The organism is Ensifer adhaerens (assembly GCF_013283195.1).
Lineage (GTDB): Bacteria > Pseudomonadota > Alphaproteobacteria > Rhizobiales > Rhizobiaceae > Ensifer > Ensifer adhaerens_G.
Genome location: NZ_JABEKT010000001.1, coordinates 2,899,452 through 2,919,088, shown reverse-complemented (window position 1 = coordinate 2,919,088; position 19,637 = coordinate 2,899,452). Strand labels below are relative to the sequence as shown.

Genomic DNA, 19,637 nt, shown 5'->3' with positions numbered 1-19,637 from the left:
ACGATCAGCATGGTAGAGAATGTCGATAAGCCATCCAGCAGCGAAACCCAGACTTCACTCGACGTCGATCGTCGCAGCCTGCTTCTCGGCGGCACGATCTTTGCCGCTGCCGCCATGGTCGGCTCCGGCGCGCCGCTCAACGCGGCCAGGGCCCAGCAACAGCCCGCCGCCGGCAGCGGCAAGCCGCCGAACATTCTCGTCATCTTCGGCGACGACATCGGCGTCCCGCAGATCAGCGCCTACACCATGGGCCTGATGGGCTACCGCACGCCGAACATCGACCGCATTGCGGCCGAGGGCGCGATCTTCACCGACAGCTATGGCCAGCAGAGCTGCACCGCCGGCCGCGCCTCGTTTATCCTCGGTCAGGAGCCGTTCCGCACCGGGCTTTTGACCATCGGCATGCCGGGTGACCCGCACGGCATCCAGGACTGGATGCCGACCATCGCCGATGTTCTAAAGACCAAGGGCTACGCGACAGGTCAGTTTGGCAAGAACCACCTCGGCGACCATGACGAGCACCTGCCGACCAACCATGGCTTCGACGAATTCTTCGGCAATCTCTACCACCTCAATGCCGAGGAAGAGCCGGAAGGCTACTTCTATCCGAAGGATCCGGAGTTCAAGAAGAAGTACGGGCCCCGCGGCGTCATCCACTCCTTTGCCGACGGTAAGATCGAGGACACCGGCGCGCTCAACACCAAGCGCATGGAGACCGTGGACGAGGAATTCCTGGCTGCCGCCAAGGACTTCATCGATCGCCAGCACAAGGCCGACAAACCGTTCTTCGTCTGGTTCAACTCGACACGCATGCACATTTTCACGCACCTGAAGCCGGACTCGCTTGGCAAGACTGGCAAGGGCATCCATGCCGACGGCATGGTGGAGCATGACGGCCACGTCGGGCAGCTTCTCCAGCAACTCGACGACCTCGGCATCACCGAGAACACCATCGTGCTCTACACCACCGACAATGGCGCCGAGATCGCGCTTTGGCCCGATGGTGCCATGACGATGTTCCATGGCGAAAAGGGCACCACCTGGGAGGGCGGCTTCCGCATCCCGATGATGGTGCGCTGGCCGGGCGTGGTGAAGCCGGGCACGCAGATCAACGATCCCGTGACGCTGATGGACTGGCTGCCGACCTTCGCCACGGCCGCCGGCATCAACGACGTCAAGGGGCAGATGAAGGAAGGCTTCCAGGCGGGAACCAAGTCCTTCAAGGTTCACCTTGACGGCTTTGACCTGACCGAACTTCTCAAGGGCGAGGCAAAGGAACCGCCGCGCGACTCCGTCTATTATTTCGACCAGGGCGGCAATCTCAATGCCATCCGCTGGAACGACTGGAAGCTGAGTTTCGCCATCAACAGCGAGGGCAACATTGCGACGGCGACGCGCGAGGTGCCAAGCTGGGCAAACATTGCCAATCTTAGAATGGATCCTTACGAACGCGGCATCAAGGAAGGGGGCGGAGCCATGGATTTCCTCGCCCGCAACATGTGGCTGCTCGTCCCGGTCCAGGGCAAGATCAAGGAGTTCTTCTCCGATTTCAACCAGTTCCCCTACCAGGCAGGCAGTACGCTGAACGCGAGCGGCATCAACTACGGTCTGCTGGCACAACAGGCGGCAATGAAGCGGCTGAACGAGCTGGAGGGGCTGGCGCCGCGGTAAGTCCGGGCGGTCCTATCCGGTTTTCTCGACGATTGTCGGCCGGCGCCCTGCGCCGGCCGAACTTCTTCGGGCAGCCAGAGCAATGCCCGTCAGTATTCCTGCGCGGTCGGGCGGAACAGGATCTCGTTGATGTCGACATCCTCAGGCTGGCTCATGGCAAAGACGACGGCGCGCGCGAAGCTGTCGGCGGGGATCGCCACGCGCTCATAGAGGGCGCGCACATTCTGCGCGACGTCCGTTTCGGTGACACTGTCGGGCAGTTCGGTCGCAACGGCACCGGGCGAAATGATGGTCGTGCGGATGTTGTAGGGTTTTACCTCCTGCCGCAATCCTTCCGAGATCACCCGCACGGCATGCTTGGTGGCGGCATAGACCGCACCGCCGGGGCCGACCTTGTGGCCGGCAACCGACGAGACGTTGATGACGTGGCCGCCCATCTGCGCCTTCATGTGCGGGAGTGCCGCGCCGATGCCGTAGAGCACGCCCTTCAGGTTGACGTCGATGGTGCGGTCCCAATCGTCCACCTTGCAGCGCTCGAGCGGCGAATGCGGCATCAGCCCGGCATTGTTGAGCATGACATCGATGCGGCCATAGAGGGTGACCGCATGGTCGACCAGGCGCGTGACCTCCTCGAACGACGTGACGTCGGTTTGAAGTGCTGATTGCCTGCCGAGCGAGAGTTCGTCGGCGAGTGCCTGCAGCCTGTCGATGCGGCGCGCGCCCAGCACTAGCCGGGCGCCTTCCCGGGCAAGCCGGCGAACCGTTGCCTCGCCGAGGCCGCTGCTGGCGCCGGTGATGACGACGACCTTGTCCCTGATACCTTCCATCCCTGTTGGTCCTTTCATGCTGTTGGCGATCAACGGCCGACGCGTGCCTGCAGGTGGGCCGGATAGCGATCTCCCTCGATGGTGACCTCGGCGAGTGCACTGTCGATTTCGCCAAGATCGCTGGCGCTCAGCCGCACGGCCGCAGCGCCGATGTTTTCCTCGAGCCGGTGGAGCTTGGTGGTGCCGGGGATCGGCACGATCCAGGGCTTTTGCGCCAGTAGCCAGGCGAGCGCGACCTTCGCCGGCGTTATTTCCTTGCGGGCGGCGATCTGACCGAGGAGATCAACCAGCGCCTGGTTGGCTTTACGCGCTTCGGGCGCAAAGCGCGGCACGACATTGCGGAAGTCCTTGGCTTCGAAGGTGGTGTCGGCGTTGATGGCGCCGGTGAGGAAGCCCTTGCCGAGCGGGCTGAAGGGAACGAAACCGATGCCGAGTTCTTCGAGCAGCGGCAGGATTTCGGCCTCCGGCTCGCGCCACCAAAGCGAATATTCGCTCTGGAGTGCTGCGACCTTCTGTTCCGCATGGGCCTTGCGGATCGTCTGGGGCCCGGCCTCCGACAGGCCGAAATGTCTGACCTTGCCCTCGTCGATCAACCGCTTCACAGTGCCGGCCACGTCCTCGATCGGCACGTTGGGGTCGACGCGATGCTGGTAGAACAGGTCGATCACATCGGTCTTCAGGCGCTTCAAGGCTGCATCGGCGACCTTGCGGATTTGGTCCGGCCGGCTGTTCATGCCGCTTTGCCCGCCTTGCTCGTCAAAGTCGAAGCCGAACTTGGTGGCGATCACCACCTTGTCGCGGATGGGGCCGAGCGCCTCGCCGAGAAGCTCTTCGTTGAGGTACGGGCCATAGGCTTCGGCGGTGTCGAAAAAGGTGACGCCGCGCTCATGGGCGGTGCGGATCAGGGTGATGGCCGCCTGCTTTTCCGTCGCCGGGCCGTAGCCGTAGCTGAGGCCCATGCAGCCAAGACCGAGGGCCGAAACTTCAAGGCCGCTTTTGCCGAGTGTGCGCTTTTCCATGGGGCTGTTCCTTGTCGCGAATGACGATGTTTCAGGGATAGAGAGGGGCAGGGATTGGAGAGGGGGCCGCAAGGGCTGGCGATTATTCTGCCTTGATTTCAGCACCGTAATCCGCGTCGTCGACCTTCTCCAGCCAGTCGACGACCTTGCCGTCGAGCGCTTCAGCGATGGCGATATGGGTCATGGCGGCGGTCGGTGAGGCGCCGTGCCAGTGTTTCTCGCCCGGGTCGAACCAGACGATGTCCCCGGGGCGGATCTCCTCGACCGGGCCGCCTTCGCGCTGGGCACGGCCAAGGCCGGAAAGAACGATGAGCGTCTGGCCGAGCGGGTGCGTGTGCCAGGCAGTGCGCGCGCCGGGCTCGAAAGTGACGGTGGCACCACCGACGCGCGCCGGAGCGGCAGCGCTGAAGGGAGCGTCGATCCGCACCGTGCCGGTGAAATATTCGGCTGGTCCCCTGGCCGAGGCTGCACAGCCGCTGCGTTTGATGTTCATGGCCTCGATCCTTTGTAAATGCCGCGTGGCCCCCAATTGGGCCTGATGTGGGGTCCGATGGTGGGCCTGACGTGGTTGTGTCGTCTCAGGCAATTTAAGGCGTGGGATTGATCAGGATTAGATGGTAAATGTCGCAAGGGCTTATGAGGAGAATTCATGAATGCCGCGTCAGCAGATCAACGATCTCATCGCCTTCCTTGCTGTCGCACGGGAACGCAGCTTTACCAAGGCGGCAGCGCAGCTCGGGGTCTCGCAATCGGCGCTCAGCCACACGATCCGCGGGCTCGAGGCACGGCTGGGCTTGCGGCTTTTGACGCGCACGACGCGCAGCGTGTCGCCGACCGAGGCCGGCGAGCGGCTGTTGTTGTCGATCGGCCCGCGGCTGGACGAGATCGACCGGGAGCTGGCAGCGCTCAGCGAATTTCGTGACAAGCCGGCGGGCACGATCCGCATCACCGCCGGCGAGCACGCGGCCGATCGCATCCTCTGGCCGGCGCTGGCGCGGCTGTTGCCTGATTATCCGGATGTCCATGTCGAGGTGATCGTTGACTATGGCCTGACCGATATCGTCTCGGAGCGCTACGATGCCGGGGTGCGCCTTGGCGAGCAGGTGGCGAAAGACATGATCGCCGTGCGCATCGGGCCTGACATGCGCATGGCCGTAGTCGGTGCACCCGCCTATTTCGCCACGCGGAAAGCGCCGCTGACGCCGCAGGAACTGACGGAGCACAATTGCATCAACCTGCGCCTGCCGACCCATGGCGGCATCTACGCCTGGGAATTCGAGAAGGAAGGCCGCGAGGTGAAGGTGCGCGTCGAGGGCCAGCTCGTCTTCAACAACATCGCGCTCAGGCTGAACGCGGCACTCGGCGGGCTGGGGCTCGCCTATCTGCCTGAGGATGCCGTGGCGGCCGATCTTGCTTCGGGACGGCTGCTGCAGGTTCTCGAAGATTGGTGCCCGCCTTTTGCCGGCTACCACCTCTATTATCCAAGCCGACGCCAGACCTCGCCCGCCTTCGCGCTGGTGGCCGACGCGCTCCGGTATCGTGGTTCGCGTTAGGATGTTATCGCATCTGGTGTCGTTGCTCGGCCCCGTTTGACGGAGAAACGCAAAGGGCGCCCGTTGCCGAACGCCCTAGGGTTGCCTGCGTGATCTGCGTTTGACGGCTATGCCCGAAAGCAAGCCGCCGCGTTCACGTTATCAACTTTCCGGTGATTCCAAGTTTAATGAGCGGTTAATACACGGAATTATTTTATTGCCGGTGCAATCCAGGCGGTAACGCCGACAGTATTTCTCTCGGCTCCATTAGAATGCCGCAGTTGCAGTCTCTGTTCTCGCCCGCAAACTCGTGTTGAAGCCGTTGCGGCGCACCCTTTTTGGCGTCGCCCCCAACGGCGTCCTCCGCGCTTGGCTAGGTAATTTCTGCTAACCAAAAGGAGATTGCTATGAAAACGGAGATTGCAGTTGGACTGACAGTGGCTTTCACCGCCCTCGTTGCAACGGGTGCGATGGCCCAGAGTAAATTCGGCTCGGAAGCCGGCTGGGACATTCTGGTGAAGGACAACATGGGACCGGGATGCTTGATTACGAAATCAAATGCAGACGGGACACAAGTTCAGATGGGTATCGATGCAACGGCGGCGCTGCGCGGTTACATGGCGCTCTACACAAAGGCTGATGCCAATGTTGCAGCCGACGAGAAGCTCGCGGTTCTGTTCGATGTCGATGGCGAGAAATTCAGTGGCGAGGCGAAGGGCCAGGTGATGGACGGCTATCGCGGTGCGTTTGTGTGGGTCAACAATCCTGACTTCATCTACGACCTGGCCAAGAAGACGGCTGTGACGATTACGCCGGCGGGCGGCAATCCCATTGTCGTGAAACTGGCGGGAACCGATGCCGCCTTCAAGGCGCTGCGGGCTTGCCAGGCCGCTCAGTAATGGCGCCCCGGCAAACGCGAAGGGACTGCGGGCGGGAACCGTGGAACATCTGCCGGTGATGGTGTGCACACCCGCCGCTGGTACGGCTCAGCTACTCGCCAGCCTGCCGACGGGCGGCGTTTCGGCCAGTTCCCAAACGCCGGGCGGTTGGCCACCGCGAAATGTTCGACGGGGAGGGTGACCGGTTCAACTTCCCTCATTCCGGCCTTGTGCCGGAATCGAGTGACCTGACGTCGTTCACGTCAGGAACGCGTCTTTCAGCCCAAGGACTTGGGCTGGCTGGGTTCCGGCACAGGGCCGGAATGAGGGCAAGAATTGTACGATCGGCTGAACGCTTCGGGCTCGTGCAACTCTTGGCTTACGCAGCACGGCTGCGGCACCCTCAGCCTTCGCGTCGGATCTCCGGCTCCCGCGTGCCCTTCCACGCGAAGGTGATGGTGCGGCCCTGGCGGATGTTCTGGATGACAGCGGGGCGGAAGACGGCGATGCATTCGCCTTGGGCATGGCGGGCGGAGGGGTAGATCAGGCCGTTGCCACCATCGGCAAAGATTGTCGCGGCGAGCGCCTGGCCGGCGGGATAGGCAAGGGCCGGGTCGGGACCGAGATAGGCGGCGTCCTTTTCTCCGCGCACATCGTGGAAGCGGCAGGTGAAGCCGGCGATCAGCTCGCGATAGGCGCCGATATCCTGAAAGATGCCGGCGTCGGCCAGCGCCCGGGTGCGGTGATAGACGATCTCGGCCTGGCAGGTTTCGAGTGCATTGTCGCCGAAGGCGCAGTACCAGGCGCCGCGATCCTCGGTGTTGAAGCGGTTGCCCGGCGGGCGGGCGTGGCAGAAGGCGGCGTTGATCAGCGACCAGCCATAGCCGAAACTGTCATTCAGAAGCTCGGCGGGGCTGACGCCGGCGGGAAGCGCCAGCGGGCTCAGCCGCGCAGACGTCAAGGCTTCCAGCCGGTTGAGGATCTCGATATCGTCCTCGTCGTCGCAAAGCGGCTTGACGGCCGGCTCGTCGATATAGGCGGTCGAGATCAGCCGGACGGTGGCGGGATCGGTGAAATCGATCTCAGGGATCATAGGCCGCCGCGCAGGCCATCGAGATAGCGGCGCACTTTCATCATCGCCGGTATGCCGCCCTCGATCATCAGATCGACCGGAGACTGGCCGTCAAACACAGGGCCGGTATTGACTGCCTTTGGCCATTGGTAGGTCAGCGGCCCGTTGAAATAGAGGCGCAGGCTCTTGAAGATGCCGACGATCAGGCTGGCACGCATGCGCTTGTCCTGATCGAGCCGGCCCTTGAAATCGCCAGCCTTCATCCGGTTCCAGGTGGCGATCGGCACGTCGAAGAGCTGCGATGCTTCCTTGTTGGTCAGCTTCCACAAGTCGCAGGCCCTCACCACCGCCTTGACGATGACGGCTTCCTCATGTCTTGCGGCATCCCGTTCGGGGGCAAGAGCCGGCTGCGCGCTGGGCATGATCGTCTCCTATGAATTCGCCTGTCGTATCATATGATATAAATTGGAGGGTTCGGGCGGGAAGTCAAGGGGCCGTGGTTTTTTCGGGTGCGTCGGCACTGGCACCGGTTTAGGAACGCTGGCTGACAATGGGTCAAGCGTGGCCTGATTGCCCATACCTCGGGTTTGCCCCTCACCCTAACCCTCTCCCCGCAGGCGGGGAGAGGGGACGTGAATCGCGGTGGCACCGGCACATCACGTTGGCTGCTGAAACGAAGCCACCGTCAGAGCATAACCTTGAGTACGGCCAGTTGCCGCGGATTTCCTTCTCCCCGCTTGCGGGGAGAAGGTGGCCGGCAGGCCGGATGAGGGGCTTTTGTCCAGACCGCAACCTGGCATTTTCAAACATGCGGCCCCAGCAGCGACAGATCGGCCTCGCCGAGCCGGTCCTTGGCGCTGCGCAGCTGGTGCCAATAGGGATAGAGCACCGGCGGCAGGCTGACGGCATCGAGCAGTTCGCGCTCCTCGTCGGTCAGTTTCAGGCTGGCGGCGGCGAGATTGTCGCGGAACTGTTCCTCCTTGCGCCCGCCGATGATCACCGAGGTCACACCCTTGCGGTCGATCAGCCAGGCAAGCGCAACCTGTGCCGGCGAGACGCCGCGTTCGCCTGCAATTGCCACCAACATGTCGACGATCTTCCACAACCGCTCCTCGTCGCGGATCGGCGGCTCGTTCCAGCCGGCAAGCTGGCGGGTGCCATCCGGCGTCTGGTTGCGCCGATGCTTGCCGGAAAGCAGGCCGCCGGCAAGCGGGCTCCAGACGAGCACGCCGAGCCCCTGGTCGATGCTGATCGGCAGCAGCTCGTATTCGGCCTCGCGCGCCTCGAGCGTGTAGTGGATCTGCTGGCTGACGAAGCGATGGCGGCGGTCGAGCGCGCTGATGCCGAGCGCCTTCATGATGTGCCAGCCGGAATAGTTGGAGCAGCCGATATACCGCACCTTGCCGTGATGGACGAGCGTGTCGAGCGCCTCCATTGTTTCTTCGAGCGGCGTCTGGCCGTCCCATTCGTGCACCTGGTAGAGATCGATGACGTCGGTTTTCAACCGCCTGAGGCTCGCCTCGCAGGCGGCAATCAGGTGATGGCGCGAGAGCCCGCCATCGTTCGGGCCCGGTCCCATGTTGAAGCGCGCCTTGGTGGCGACAAGCACGCCGTTCTTGCGCTTGCCGCCGAGGATATCGCCAATGATCTCCTCCGAGCCGCCGGTGGAATAGATGTCGGCGGTGTCGATCAGGTTGACGCCGGCATCGAGGCACATGTCGACATAGCGGCGCGCCTCGTCGAGGCCGACATTGCCGACCTGCGCGAACTTGCCGCCGCCGCCGATCGTCATCGTTCCCATTGTCAGTGTCGAGATCTTCAGGCCGGAGCGGCCGAGCAGCCGGTATTCCATGGTCAGGCTCCTTTGCTGGTCGATGTCGCCAGATGGGGCGAAGCGCCCCTACAGCGAGAGGCGAGGCGTCGGGCGTAAGGTAGCGGCGCCGAGGGCGGCTGCAAGGCCGCGGGCGCGAGTTGCGCGCAGACGGCTTCCCGCGTGACCCAAAAGTGACCTCCCGTTTTCTTAGGGCTGGCTCACACACGGTGAAATGGTATCGTCACGGCTGAGATTCGAGGGGAATCACTGTCATGAAATACGCCAAAAGCCTAGCTTCCGCGTCGGCTGTTGCCGCTGGCCTGACATTGGCAATCGCGCCGTTTTCGGTGGCCGAGGCCGCCGAAAACGGCGCGGGCTTCTATCTGCTCGGTGCCCGCGGCCCATTGGCCGGCCTGCTTGCGCCGCCCGGAACCTATTTCCAGAACGACAACTACTTCTATGTAGGCGAGCTCAAGGGCAACAAGCAGCTTCCCCTCGGCGGCGAGATCGTCGGCGACGTCAAGGCGAACCTGGTCGGCGTCTTCGGCACCGGCCTCTGGGTCATGCCCGAGGAGGTGCTTGGCGGCAATCTCGGTTTGAGCGCGATCGTGCCCTTCGGTGGGCCCAATGTCGACGCGACGCTTTCAGCCCCGCGTGCCGGCCGCTCGGCCTCGGCCTCCGACTCGGTCTTTACCATCGGCGACCCTGTGCTCGGCGCCTCGCTCGGCTGGCATGAGGGCGATTTCCACTGGACGGCGAATGCCAGCCTCAACATTCCGATCGGCGACTACCAGAAGGGCGAGCTTGCCAACATTTCCTTCAACCGCTGGGCAGGCGACCTGACGTTTGCCGGCACGTGGTTCAACCCGGAAACCGGCTTCGATCTTTCGGGTGCCACCGGTATTACCTTCAACGGCGAGAACCCGGCGACGAACTATCGCACGGGCACGGAATTCCACGCGGAATGGGCCGTTACCCAGCATTTCAGCCCGCAGTTTTCCGCCGGTGTCGCCGGCTACTTCTACCAGCAGGTGACGGGCGATAGTGGCTCAGGGGCAAGACTCGGCGATTTCAAGGGTCGCATCGCCGCCGTCGGCGGTACGCTCGGCTACAATTTCAAGGTGGCCGAAACGCCCGTGTCGCTGACCTTGAAGGTCTTCCAGGAATTCGCAGCCAAGAACCGCCCGGAAGGCACCGCCGGCTTCGTCACCATCGCGTTTCCAATCGGCACGCCGCCGAAGCAGGTCGAGTAGTCTCAGTCCGTATCCTGGAGTTCGCCGGCGGCCGACTTCAGCCGCCGGTGAGAAACCGCGCCGGCATGAGATCCTTGTAGGGAAACATGTGGAAGTAGGGCCGTGCTTCGGCCAGCACGCGGCGCATGGACGGGCGTTCGAGCAGCCGTTCGAAATAGGCCGACAGGTGCGGGTAGCTGTCGGCGAAGGGCTCGACGATACCGCCATAGAAGAGCGCTGGCGCCGCCGCGCAATCGGCAAGGCTGAAGGCTGCGCCGCCGGCGAAGGCGTTGGCGGCGAAATGCCGGTCGGCCATGCCGTAGGCGACGCCAAGCGCCGAACGGGCGTCGGCGACGCCGCGATGATCGTTCTCGCCGGGGCTGCGCAGCGTGTCGGTGACGATCTTCTGCATCGGCACGTGGATGTAGAGATCGAAGAAGCGATCCCAGAGCCTCGCCTGCAGCGCCGCGTCGACGTCCCCAGGGATCAGCGGTTGGCTGCCGGGATAGTGGCGATCGAGATACTCGATGATGACAGAGGTTTCCGGGATCGTCGCGTCGCGGGCGCTGTCGCGCAGAACCGGCATCTTGCCGACCGGCCAGAGCTCGGCAAAGCGGGCCGCCTCCTCAGGGTCCAGAAGGTCCACCAGGCTGGCGTCGAAGGGCGTGTCGTTCTCGTAGAGCGCGATCAGCACCTTATGGCAGAAAGAGGCGAGCGGATGCAGATAAAGCGTGAGCGACATGCGGACGGCCTCCGATGCTGACGTTTCGGGCGCGCGTTGTGTCCGGCAGCGCCGTGCAACGCGCAGGGGTCTGGTTTCCCGCGTGATGTTATTGCAAAACTGATACTGTTTTGCAATCAGTTTGTGCGGTGACGCCCGTATGGTCCGCGGTATTGCGCGCTGCTGCGGCCCCACGTTTTTGCGCAACGCCTTTGAAAGTCAGAAAGCTGCCCTAGAATTAAGAGGAGGCGGGGCGTTGCAACGCACGGCGCTCTCGCGATCTCGATAGGGGAGGATCGCCGATGCGCTGCTTCACGGTAGTTGGACCTTCGCAGACAGGTAAATCCACGCTGGTGGAAAAACTGGCTGCGCTGGGGGAAAGCTCCAGAAAGGTCATGTCACCTTACGGATTGAACGTCACCGAATTCGAGATCGGCAAGGAGGCGTGGTGTGCGCTCGACGCGCCCGGCGCCACCGAAGCGCTCGCCCATGCGCAGCACGCGCTTCTGGCTAGCGACGCCTGCGTGCTCTGCGTCTCGCCGGCGCCGGAGGAGGCGGTGCTGGCGGCACCCTATCTCAAGGTGATCGAGGCATCGGGCACGCCCTGCATCATCTTCGTCAACCGCATGGATGAGCCGCGCGGGCGGCTGCGCGACGTCATCGCGGCGTTGCAGGACTATTCCAGCCACATGCTGATCCTGCGCCAGGTGCCGATCCGCGAGGGCGACAGGATCGTCGGCAGCTGCGACCTGATCTCCGAACGCGCCTGGCGCTATCGCGAGGGCCAGACTTCGGCGCTGATCGAGATCCCGGACACGACGCTGGAGCGCGAGAAGGAAGCGCGCGCCGAGCTGCTCGAACACCTCTCGGAGTTCGACGACTGGCTGCTCGAAGAGCTGATCGAGGATCGCGAGCCGGCAAGCGACACCATCTATGCCATCTCTTCGCGGCTGCTCAGGGAAAACCGGATCATTCCTGTCCTTGTCGGGGCTGCTAGCCACAGCAACGGCATCCTGCGGCTGATGAAGGCGCTGAGACATGAGGCGCCGCCGGTCGACATGCTGCGAAAACGGCTGGGCGCAGCAAGCAAGATCCCTGAGACGGGCCTCGCCGCCGTCAGCTTCCACGCCTACCACCGTCAGAATGTCGGCAAGACCGTGCTGGTGCGGGCACTTTCCGGTGGCATCAAGCAGGGGGCGCCGCTCGGCGGTGGCGGTGTCGGCTCGGTGCAGGACCCGGCAACCGGCAAGCCGCTTGCGACAGGGACGCCGGAGCCCGGTACGATCTTTGCCGCCGTCAAATCCGACCATTTGCCGGTGCCGGCCCTTCTGACCGCCACGGCCGCGTACGAAGCCCCGGACTGGACGGTGCCGCCGACGCCGATGCTGGAGCGCATCCTGGTGCCAGACAGCGAGCGCGACGAGACCAAGCTTTCCGGCACGCTGGCCAAGCTTGCCGAGACCGATCGCAGCCTGAAGGTGATGCAGGAGGAGGGCACGGGCGCGCAGCTGATCTGCGTGCAGGGGCCGGTGCACTTGCGCGATCTCTGCAAGACGCTGGCCGACGTCTTCCATGTGGGGGTCACCGACCGGCCGCCGAGCCCGACCTATCGCGAAACGGTGCTGAAACCCTCCGATGTGCATTACCGCCACCGCAAGCAGACGGGGGGCGCCGGGCAGTTTGCCGACGTGAAGCTCAGCGTGCACCCCAACGAGCGCGGCGGCGGCTTCAGCTTCAACGAAACGGTGAAAGGGGGCGCTGTGCCGCGCAACTTCATTCCCGCGATCGAGGCGGGTGCGCGCGAGGCGATGGAAAAGGGGCCGCTCGGCTTCCAGGTGATCGATGTCGGTGTGACGCTGACGGACGGACAACATCACGCCGTCGACAGCTCCGAATTCGCCTTCCGCGCCGCCGCCAAGATGGGGGTGCGCCAGGCATTGTCGCAAGCCTCCGCTGTGCTGATGCAGCCGGTGGTGCGTGTCGAGATCCACATTCCGTCGATCTATTCCGGCAGCCTGGTGCCGATCGTTTCCACCTACAAGGGGCAGGTGCTGGGTTTCGACCGCGACGAGGCGGCCAAGGGCTGGGATGTCTTTCGCGCGCTGGTGCCGGGAGCAGTTCTCGACGAGCTGGCGCGGGCGCTGCGCTCGGCAACGCAAGGGATCGGCTATTTCTCCAAGAGCTTCGACCACTTCGAGGAGCTCTACGGCAAGGAGGCAGACGCGGTGATCCATGCCCATGGGACGGCGCAGGCGGGATGAGCGCAAGCGAAAGGCATTCGCCGGGCGCGGGCTGCGAAGCGATCTTCCCCTAACTTTGAGCGGGAAAGCTGTTTGGTCGCGCGTGTGGCAGGGGCGCTGGTGAGCCGAAACCATTCGGCGGCGATGTAACCGTAACGTACTTTCCCTGGGACACGGCAAAGCGCATCGTCGCTGCGAAAACAGGGAGGACCGACCATGAACCGATTGCAGTCCACCGTCAGCCTGTTGCTCATGTGCGGCCTCGTGTCGGTCGGCTCTCCGGCGCTGGCTCAGCAGCCGACCGACGAGGAAGTCAGCGAAGCCTACATCTATCTTCTTGGCCGCCTGCTCATCACGCGACAGCAGCAGCTCGACTTCCAGGAGGGCTTCAAGTGGAACGAACTGATCCACCGGAAGCCCGGCGCGGTCGACTGGCCCAACCCCAACCTGGATGTCGCCTATTCCGAGGCCTGGGTTGCGGTGGACGAGAATAGCTGCACCATCGTCACGGTCCCCGAAATCAACGACCGCTACTACACGGTCCAGTTCCTGAACGGCTGGGGCGAGACGCTCGCCAACATCAACGAGCGCCTGTTTCCCGGCAGAGCCTCGGGGGATTTTGCCGTATGCCTGCAGGGCGCGAAGGTCGAATTGCCCGGTAACATGATGCGCATCGATCTGCCGGTGCCGCATGCCCGGGTTCTGGCCCGCGTGGCGCTTGGCAACGATTCGGAGCGGGCCGTGGCGCTACAGCATGATTTCAAGCTGCGCGCGACCGGCGCGCCAAAGCTGCCGGATATCCCGAAGACGCCGATCTTCGATCTCGACAAGCTTCCGGGTGTGGAGGCATTCGAGGCCGCTGCCGCGGCGCTGGATGGCGAACCGGATTTAAGCGTCGGGCTTGAGAAACGGCAGGCCGATGCGCGCGCGATCGCGTCGGCGATCAAAGACAATGCGCAGGAACGCAGCCGCGTGGACGACATCATCAAGCAACAGGCCTTCGCGCAGATCGGCAAGGCGGGGCTCACGATCGGGCATGGCGTCGTTCAAAACGGCTGGGCGCGTCCGGGTGTCGTTGGAGAATATGGGCTGGATTATCTGGCGCGGACGCTGGTCAACAACGGCGGCATCTGGGCAAACGTCAAGCCCGAGGTTCTCTACTATCGTGGCAGCAAGGACGATGGCGGTGACGAGCTGACCGGAGACCACGCCTACAAGATGACCTTCCCGAAGGACGCTTTGCCGTCGCGCTTTGCCAAGTATTTCTGGTCGGTTATCGCCGTCGACAACGTCCACTTCCGCGTTCTGCCGAACCCTCTGAACCGCTTCCTGCTCAATGAGCAGACGCATCCGGAGTTTGGTTCGGATGGTTCGCTGACGCTCTATTTCGCAACCGACAAGCCCGCCGACGCGCCGGATGGAAACTGGCTCCCGATCCCCAAGGGGCAAAAATTCCGTCTGACGTTCCGCTTCTATGGCCCGCTCGACGGCGTTGCGAACGGCACATACTGGCCGCCGGCGCTCGTCAAGCTGAACTGAATTCTCGCAAGCGATCAAGGGGCAGGTGTGGCCTGCCGGTTCTGTGCCCGCTTGGCTTTTCCCCAAATGGCTGGCCCGGACTGGAGAATGACGGGCAGCGCCTTATCTCAACCGCCAAGTGGGAAACGAACAGCGAGAGGAAGACAGGCATGGCCAAGAACACGATTTGCGTATGGTACGACAAGGACGCCGAGGAGGCAGCCCGCTTCTACGCCCAGACCTTTCCCGACAGCGCTGTGGGGGCCGTCATTCGCGCGCCTGGTGACTATCCGTCCGGCAAGCAGGGTGACGTCCTGGTCGTCGAGTTCACGGTTGCAGGCGTTGCCTGCATCGGGCTCAACGGCGGCACCGCGTTCACGCATAGCGAGGCGTTCTCCTTCCAGATCGCCACCGACGATCAGGCGGAAACCGACCGCTACTGGAACGCCATTGTCGGCAACGGCGGCAAGGAAAGCGATTGCGGCTGGTGCAAGGACAAGTGGGGCATTTCCTGGCAGATCACGCCGCGGGTGCTGACCGAGGCGCTTGCGGTTGGCGGCGCTGAGGCAAAGCGTGCTTTCGACGCGATGATGACTATGAGGAAGATCGATGTCGCCGCGATCGAAGCGGCAAGGCGCGGCTGAGGCCTCCGGCCGTCGCGCGTGTTCGGCCGGCCCTGGTGCGAAATGGGGTGGGTGGTGCAGGGCGGGTGGCTCCGGACAGCGAAGCAAACCGTCCGCGACCACCGTCAGGTTGGGCGCCGTTTTTTGGACAGAGGGCGAGGTCGGGGACGCCGGACTGGCGGGCGCCCCTAGAGCGTTTCCGATTTGGACGGAAACACAGAAACGCTCTATGTCTCTGTTTTTACGCATTTCCTGACGGAAAACCGCTCCGCACTTTTCCTGGAAATGCTTTAGTGCTTCGGTCACCCGTTTCAGCCGGCGTTCGTCGGCTGCGGCCGCGTTTGGCGCGCGGTTGCGGCGCCAGTCGGCACGAACTATGCCACGGCGTCGTGTTCCTCGCGCGCGGCTTCCCAGACTTCCCGCGCTGCATCCATGTTCATCAGCGCGATCCCCAGCCCGACGATCAGATCCGGCCAGGCCGAATGCCACAGGTAAGCCGTCGCCAGGCCCGCGCCGATGATCGCGATGTTGGCGAAGGCATCGTTGCGGGCAGACAGGAACGCTGCCCGCGTCAGGCTGCCGCTCGTATGACGGTACTGGACGAGAAGGTAGGCGCAGAACAGGTTGACCAGAAGCGCGCCGAAGCCCGTCAGCGACAAGGCAAAGGGTTCGGGCGGGATCGGGTCCATGAACTTCGCCCAGGCCGTCCACAAGAAGGCAAGCGCGGGGACAAGCAGAATGAATGCCATCGCCATGCCGACCCGGGCGCGGCTGCGCACTGTCCAGGCCAGCGCAAAGAAAATCAGCACGTTGACGGACGCATCTTCCAGGAAATCGACGCTGTCGGCGAGGAGAGACACAGAGCCGATCGCAAGCGCTACGAGGAATTCAACCCCGAAATAGGCCAGGTTCAACAGGGCGACGATGAGAACGACGCGGCGCAGCTTGCTATCCACAAAAAGGTTCCTTCGCTGACGAGATAGACCGTCGATACTGTGGCACACCTGTCAGCATCTGTTGATTATCCGAAGCGTTACATTTGGATATATTCCTATCGCTCATGGAAACCTCTGCCAACACGTCCACCACTCCTGCGCGCAGCGCGCCGGCAGCATTCGGCGGCGGCGCAGTGATCGGCGCACTCGGCGGCCTCATCGGCCTTGGCGGGGCAGAGTTCCGCTTGCCGCTGCTCATTGGCCTGTTCAACTTTGCCGCGCTGGAAGCCGTCATCCTCAACAAGGCGATGAGCCTGGTCGTCGTTGCGACAGCCCTGCCGTTCCGGGCCGCCACCGTTCCGTTTGGAGCGATTGCGGAAAACTGGTCCATTGTGGTCAATCTGCTCGCTGGCAGCCTGTTGGGCGCATGGTTCGGGGCAGGGTGGGCGACGCGTCTCCGGTCCGAAACCCTCTATAAGGTCATCGCGGCCTTGCTCGTCGTGATCGCGGTCATTCTGGTTGCGGGCCATGATGCGACAGCGGGGCAGTCACTCCTGACCGGATCGGCGCAACTCGTTGCCGGTGTCGTGGCAGGTTTCGTCATCGGCATCGTCGCCTCGCTCTTGGGTGTCGCCGGTGGCGAACTGCTGATACCCACCCTTGTGCTTCTGTTCGGCGCGGACATAAAACTGGCGGGCAGCCTTTCACTGGCCGTGAGCCTGCCGACGATGTTGGTCGGCTTTACCCGATACAGTCGAGACCAAAGCTTCTCCGTTCTGAGACGCAACACGCGCTTCCTCCTCATGATGGCGGCCGGCTCGATCGTCGGCACCTTCATCGGTGGATTGCTTTTAGGTGTCGTACCTAACGGCGTCCTGCTGCCGGCCCTCGCTGTGATTTTGCTGATCTCTGCCGCAAAGGTCTGGCGGCACAGCTGATTGAAGCACTCTCATTTGCATCACAAAATGCAACACTTGGCACCTTCGTTGTCATCCTGGTGCCTGATGCATCAATGTCGGTTTCTCTTGGTCGTCGTTATCGACACGATCTGCGTGCCGTTGGTTTTCGGCTTGTGTTTGGAGCCGACGCCGCCCCGGCGGGCTTGCCGGAACTGAATGAACCATCGTTGATCGCTTCGCGCCAGAGCATAGTAGACAGCAAATGCGACAAGGGTCGCTTTCGACCTTGCGGCTACTGTATCATCAAGGCATCTTTGGGCAACCAAGGGGATCCATCCTGAGTTGCATTTCTTGGCCGCGTCGCTTTAATCGGGCCCGTTACCTACCGTGACTTGCAATCGGCTCGTTTGTGGTAGCATAGTGTTGGATCAGGCGAGCCGACAGGCCTTGCCAGGATCGGCAAGGAACGCGATTTCGCGCGGCTCTCACGACAGAGCAATCCGAAGCCACGGCCTCCCCATTACAATCCCGCCGCACCGCGCGTTGCTCTGTTTTTGCCTGACCAAACGGAGGAATGAGCATGGCAAGCGATGCAACTCCAACGCGAAGAGATATACTGTTAACCGGCGGGTCGCTGCTGGCGATGTCGGCAATTGGCACCACTGCGAGCGTTACCTTGAGCCGCAGCGCGATGGCGCAAACAGCCGGCAAGAAACCAAACATAGTGGTCATCATGGCGGACGATGTCGGCATCTGGAATATCGGTGCCTACAATCGCGGCATGATGGCGGGCCGCACTCCCCATCTCGACAAGCTTGCCGCAGAGGGGATGCTCTTTACAGATTACTACGCCGAGGCGAGTTGCACGGCGGGACGGGCCAATTTCATTACCGGGCAACTTCCGGTTCGAACCGGCATGACCACGGTCGGACAGGCAGGCTCGCCCATCGGTCTGCCTGCTGCTGCGCCCACTATCGCAACGGTACTGAAGTCGATGGGCTATGCCACAGGACAGTTCGGCAAGAACCATCTCGGCGATCTCAACGAGTTCCTGCCGACCGTTCATGGGTTCGATGAATTCTTCGGCTACCTCTACCACCTGGATGCGATGGAAGACCCTGCGCATCCTGGTTATCCGCAGGAATTGCTGAACGTTGTCGGTCCGCGCAACATGGTCCACTCCTGGGCCACCGAAGTGGACGACCCGACGGAAATGCCGCGATGGGGCAAGATCGGCAAACAGAAGATCGAGGATGCCGGCACGCTCTACCCGAAGCGCATGGAGACGGTCGATGACGAAATTCGGGACCTGTCCTTCAAGTTCATCGACAAGGCAAAGGCCGACGGCAAGCCGTTCTTCCTTTGGCTAAACCCGACACGGATGCACATCGTTACGCATCTGTCGGAAAAGTACGAGAAGATGCGCAACTCGGAGAACGGCTGGACCATCCATGAAGCAGGAATGGCCCAGTTGGACGACATTGTCGGCGACACCATGCAAAAGCTCAAGGACATGGGCGACGATGACAACACCATCGTCATATTCACCACCGACAACGGCACGGAAAACTTTACCTGGCCCGATGGCGGACAGACACCGTTCTTCGGCGGAAAAGGCACCACCTACGAAGGCGGCTTCCGCGCTCCGGCAATGATCCGGTGGCCAGGGCATGTTCCTCCGGGTTCGATATGCAACGGGCTGATGTCCGGCCTCGACTGGTTCCCCACACTTGTGGCCGCTGCCGGGAGTACCAACATTGCCGTCGAACTGAGAGCGGGCAAGGAACTCAGTGGCCAGACCTACAAGGTTCACCTTGATGGCTATGATCAGACCAGCCTGCTCGCTGGAACCGGCCCGTCGAACCGCCACGAGATCTGGTATTTCGCCGAAAGCGTGCTCGGCGCGGCCCGTATCGATGACTACAAATACACCTTCATGGAACAGCCTGATGGTTGGATCGGCAACACCATCAAGCTGGATGTGCCGACCGTTGTAAACCTGCGCCTTGATCCGTTCGAGCGGACGGCCTTCTTCAAGGGCAACGTCGGTTCGCAAGAGTATTTTGAATGGTACAAGTTCGAGTTCTGGCGCTTTGTCCTCGTCCAGCAAAGAGTTGAGGAACTGGCAAAGTCGGCGATCGAATTTCCGCCGATGCAGAAGGGTGCAAGTTTCGGAATAGACGGCGTCAAAGCACAGATCGCCGAGGCGATGCGCAAGCAGCATGGGCAGTAAGCCCGCATCGACATCCGCAGTCGGAAGCAGCGGATACGGCGCGGCGCGGTTGGAGCGTCTATGTTCTTCAACCGCGCCGCATCGTGGCGAACGGCGTCCTGCTGCGGGCTCTCACTGTGATTTTGCTGATCTCTGCCGTCAAGGTCTGGCGGCTCAGCTGATTGCGGCACGTGCATTTCCGATGCGTCACGGCTTGCTGAATGCAGCCGGGCAATCGTGATCGATCCCTCGAAAAAAGAGACTTGTCGCGCGTGGCCGATCGGCGTAATTGTCGGTCGTCGCGAAAAGCGACCGCTTCCCTTGATCCGCTCAGTGGCGGAGTAAACAGGTGGACGAATTGGCGTCCAGGCGGTCAAGCACATGTCATCCCTGCGCTCTTGGGCAGGGATCGGCCAGCGGCTCCCAAAATCAATAACTGACACAC

At 62.6% G+C, this 19,637-nt stretch carries 17 protein-coding genes; 9 read left to right on the top strand and 8 right to left on the bottom strand.

What is annotated here, in order from left to right; all coding sequences use genetic code 11:
- Positions 1-9: 9 nt before the first annotated feature.
- Complete coding sequence (locus LPJGGPFB_RS13935) at positions 10-1,671, top strand: arylsulfatase (protein WP_173420442.1); 1,662 nt, start codon at positions 10-12, stop codon at positions 1,669-1,671.
- 89 nt (positions 1,672-1,760) lie between these two features.
- On the opposite strand, the gene LPJGGPFB_RS13930 is transcribed toward LPJGGPFB_RS13935, so the two are convergent.
- The 3 genes from LPJGGPFB_RS13930 to LPJGGPFB_RS13920 form a co-directional block, all read right to left on the bottom strand.
- Positions 1,761-2,498 carry an SDR family oxidoreductase gene (locus LPJGGPFB_RS13930; RefSeq protein ID WP_173420441.1) on the bottom strand — a complete coding sequence of 246 codons (738 nt, stop codon included), beginning with the start codon at positions 2,496-2,498 and terminating at the stop codon, positions 1,761-1,763.
- A 29-nt stretch (positions 2,499-2,527) separates the two neighbouring features.
- Complete coding sequence (locus LPJGGPFB_RS13925) at positions 2,528-3,517, bottom strand: aldo/keto reductase (RefSeq protein ID WP_173420440.1); 990 nt, start codon at positions 3,515-3,517, stop codon at positions 2,528-2,530.
- An 82-nt stretch (positions 3,518-3,599) separates the two neighbouring features.
- Positions 3,600-4,010, bottom strand: a complete 411-nt coding sequence (locus LPJGGPFB_RS13920; protein ID WP_173420439.1) for a (R)-mandelonitrile lyase — start codon at positions 4,008-4,010, stop codon at positions 3,600-3,602.
- 160 nt (positions 4,011-4,170) lie between these two features.
- Here LPJGGPFB_RS13920 and LPJGGPFB_RS13915 point away from each other — a divergent pair, with 160 nt between their 5' ends.
- Positions 4,171-5,070, top strand: a complete 900-nt coding sequence (locus tag LPJGGPFB_RS13915; RefSeq protein WP_173420438.1) for a LysR family transcriptional regulator — start codon at positions 4,171-4,173, stop codon at positions 5,068-5,070.
- 386 nt (positions 5,071-5,456) lie between these two features.
- Positions 5,457-5,948, top strand: coding sequence for a hypothetical protein (locus tag LPJGGPFB_RS13910; protein WP_173420437.1), 492 nt, complete (start codon positions 5,457-5,459; stop codon positions 5,946-5,948).
- A gap of 382 nt (positions 5,949-6,330) precedes the next feature.
- Here the strand turns inward: LPJGGPFB_RS13910 and LPJGGPFB_RS13905 are convergent, their stop codons facing one another.
- From LPJGGPFB_RS13905 to LPJGGPFB_RS13895, 3 genes are all read right to left on the bottom strand, one after another.
- On the bottom strand, positions 6,331-7,020 hold the full coding sequence (locus LPJGGPFB_RS13905; protein ID WP_173420436.1) for an RES family NAD+ phosphorylase: 690 nt from the start codon (positions 7,018-7,020) through the stop codon (positions 6,331-6,333).
- Complete coding sequence (locus LPJGGPFB_RS13900) at positions 7,017-7,421, bottom strand: antitoxin Xre-like helix-turn-helix domain-containing protein (RefSeq protein WP_173420435.1); 405 nt, start codon at positions 7,419-7,421, stop codon at positions 7,017-7,019. The genes LPJGGPFB_RS13905 and LPJGGPFB_RS13900 overlap by 4 nt, the downstream gene beginning before the upstream one ends.
- Positions 7,422-7,801: 380 nt before the next feature.
- Complete coding sequence (locus LPJGGPFB_RS13895; protein WP_173420434.1) at positions 7,802-8,851, bottom strand: aldo/keto reductase; 1,050 nt, start codon at positions 8,849-8,851, stop codon at positions 7,802-7,804.
- A gap of 233 nt (positions 8,852-9,084) precedes the next feature.
- Between LPJGGPFB_RS13895 and LPJGGPFB_RS13890 the strand changes: the two genes are divergently transcribed.
- Complete coding sequence (locus LPJGGPFB_RS13890; RefSeq protein ID WP_173420433.1) at positions 9,085-10,065, top strand: SphA family protein; 981 nt, start codon at positions 9,085-9,087, stop codon at positions 10,063-10,065.
- 37 nt (positions 10,066-10,102) lie between these two features.
- On the opposite strand, the gene LPJGGPFB_RS13885 is transcribed toward LPJGGPFB_RS13890, so the two are convergent.
- On the bottom strand, positions 10,103-10,786 hold the full coding sequence (locus LPJGGPFB_RS13885; RefSeq protein ID WP_173420432.1) for a glutathione S-transferase family protein: 684 nt from the start codon (positions 10,784-10,786) through the stop codon (positions 10,103-10,105).
- Between the two features lie 281 nt (positions 10,787-11,067).
- Here LPJGGPFB_RS13885 and LPJGGPFB_RS13880 point away from each other — a divergent pair, with 281 nt between their 5' ends.
- From LPJGGPFB_RS13880 to LPJGGPFB_RS13870, 3 genes are all read left to right on the top strand, one after another.
- Complete coding sequence (locus tag LPJGGPFB_RS13880; protein ID WP_173420431.1) at positions 11,068-13,026, top strand: elongation factor G; 1,959 nt, start codon at positions 11,068-11,070, stop codon at positions 13,024-13,026.
- 195 nt (positions 13,027-13,221) lie between these two features.
- Positions 13,222-14,544 carry a DUF1214 domain-containing protein gene (locus tag LPJGGPFB_RS13875; RefSeq protein ID WP_173420430.1) on the top strand — a complete coding sequence of 441 codons (1,323 nt, stop codon included), beginning with the start codon at positions 13,222-13,224 and terminating at the stop codon, positions 14,542-14,544.
- Positions 14,545-14,693: 149 nt separating this feature from the next.
- Positions 14,694-15,167 (top strand): VOC family protein, encoded by a 474-nt coding sequence (locus LPJGGPFB_RS13870; RefSeq protein ID WP_173420429.1) that lies wholly within the window; start codon positions 14,694-14,696, stop codon positions 15,165-15,167.
- A gap of 353 nt (positions 15,168-15,520) precedes the next feature.
- Here the strand turns inward: LPJGGPFB_RS13870 and LPJGGPFB_RS13865 are convergent, their stop codons facing one another.
- Positions 15,521-16,102: a cation efflux transmembrane domain-containing protein gene (locus tag LPJGGPFB_RS13865; RefSeq protein WP_173420428.1), complete on the bottom strand. Its 582-nt coding sequence runs from the start codon at positions 16,100-16,102 to the stop codon at positions 15,521-15,523.
- Between the two features lie 104 nt (positions 16,103-16,206).
- On the opposite strand from LPJGGPFB_RS13865, the gene LPJGGPFB_RS13860 reads away from it, so the two are divergent.
- Positions 16,207-17,019: a sulfite exporter TauE/SafE family protein gene (locus tag LPJGGPFB_RS13860; protein ID WP_173420427.1), complete on the top strand. Its 813-nt coding sequence runs from the start codon at positions 16,207-16,209 to the stop codon at positions 17,017-17,019.
- Positions 17,020-17,560: 541 nt separating this feature from the next.
- Positions 17,561-19,213: an arylsulfatase gene (locus LPJGGPFB_RS13855; protein WP_173420426.1), complete on the top strand. Its 1,653-nt coding sequence runs from the start codon at positions 17,561-17,563 to the stop codon at positions 19,211-19,213.
- Positions 19,214-19,637: the final 424 nt, after the last annotated feature.

Excerpts from the sequence above, each read along its gene's own strand:
- LPJGGPFB_RS13855 (WP_173420426.1), top strand. The coding sequence starts at position 17,561 with ATGGCAAGCGATGCAACTCCAACGCGAAGAGATATACTGTTAACCGGC.
- LPJGGPFB_RS13875 (WP_173420430.1), top strand. The coding sequence starts at position 13,222 with ATGAACCGATTGCAGTCCACCGTCAGCCTGTTGCTCATGTGCGGCCTC.
- LPJGGPFB_RS13885 (WP_173420432.1), bottom strand. The coding sequence starts at position 10,786 with ATGTCGCTCACGCTTTATCTGCATCCGCTCGCCTCTTTCTGCCATAAG.
- LPJGGPFB_RS13905 (WP_173420436.1), bottom strand. The coding sequence starts at position 7,020 with ATGATCCCTGAGATCGATTTCACCGATCCCGCCACCGTCCGGCTGATC.
- LPJGGPFB_RS13900 (WP_173420435.1), bottom strand. The coding sequence starts at position 7,421 with ATGCCCAGCGCGCAGCCGGCTCTTGCCCCCGAACGGGATGCCGCAAGA.
- LPJGGPFB_RS13910 (WP_173420437.1), top strand. The coding sequence starts at position 5,457 with ATGAAAACGGAGATTGCAGTTGGACTGACAGTGGCTTTCACCGCCCTC.
- LPJGGPFB_RS13920 (WP_173420439.1), bottom strand. The coding sequence starts at position 4,010 with ATGAACATCAAACGCAGCGGCTGTGCAGCCTCGGCCAGGGGACCAGCC.
- LPJGGPFB_RS13935 (WP_173420442.1), top strand. The coding sequence starts at position 10 with ATGGTAGAGAATGTCGATAAGCCATCCAGCAGCGAAACCCAGACTTCA.
- LPJGGPFB_RS13925 (WP_173420440.1), bottom strand. The coding sequence starts at position 3,517 with ATGGAAAAGCGCACACTCGGCAAAAGCGGCCTTGAAGTTTCGGCCCTC.
- LPJGGPFB_RS13860 (WP_173420427.1), top strand. The coding sequence starts at position 16,207 with ATGGAAACCTCTGCCAACACGTCCACCACTCCTGCGCGCAGCGCGCCG.
- LPJGGPFB_RS13930 (WP_173420441.1), bottom strand. The coding sequence starts at position 2,498 with ATGGAAGGTATCAGGGACAAGGTCGTCGTCATCACCGGCGCCAGCAGC.
- LPJGGPFB_RS13915 (WP_173420438.1), top strand. The coding sequence starts at position 4,171 with ATGCCGCGTCAGCAGATCAACGATCTCATCGCCTTCCTTGCTGTCGCA.
- LPJGGPFB_RS13890 (WP_173420433.1), top strand. The coding sequence starts at position 9,085 with ATGAAATACGCCAAAAGCCTAGCTTCCGCGTCGGCTGTTGCCGCTGGC.
- LPJGGPFB_RS13880 (WP_173420431.1), top strand. The coding sequence starts at position 11,068 with ATGCGCTGCTTCACGGTAGTTGGACCTTCGCAGACAGGTAAATCCACG.
- LPJGGPFB_RS13895 (WP_173420434.1), bottom strand. The coding sequence starts at position 8,851 with ATGGAATACCGGCTGCTCGGCCGCTCCGGCCTGAAGATCTCGACACTG.
- LPJGGPFB_RS13870 (WP_173420429.1), top strand. The coding sequence starts at position 14,694 with ATGGCCAAGAACACGATTTGCGTATGGTACGACAAGGACGCCGAGGAG.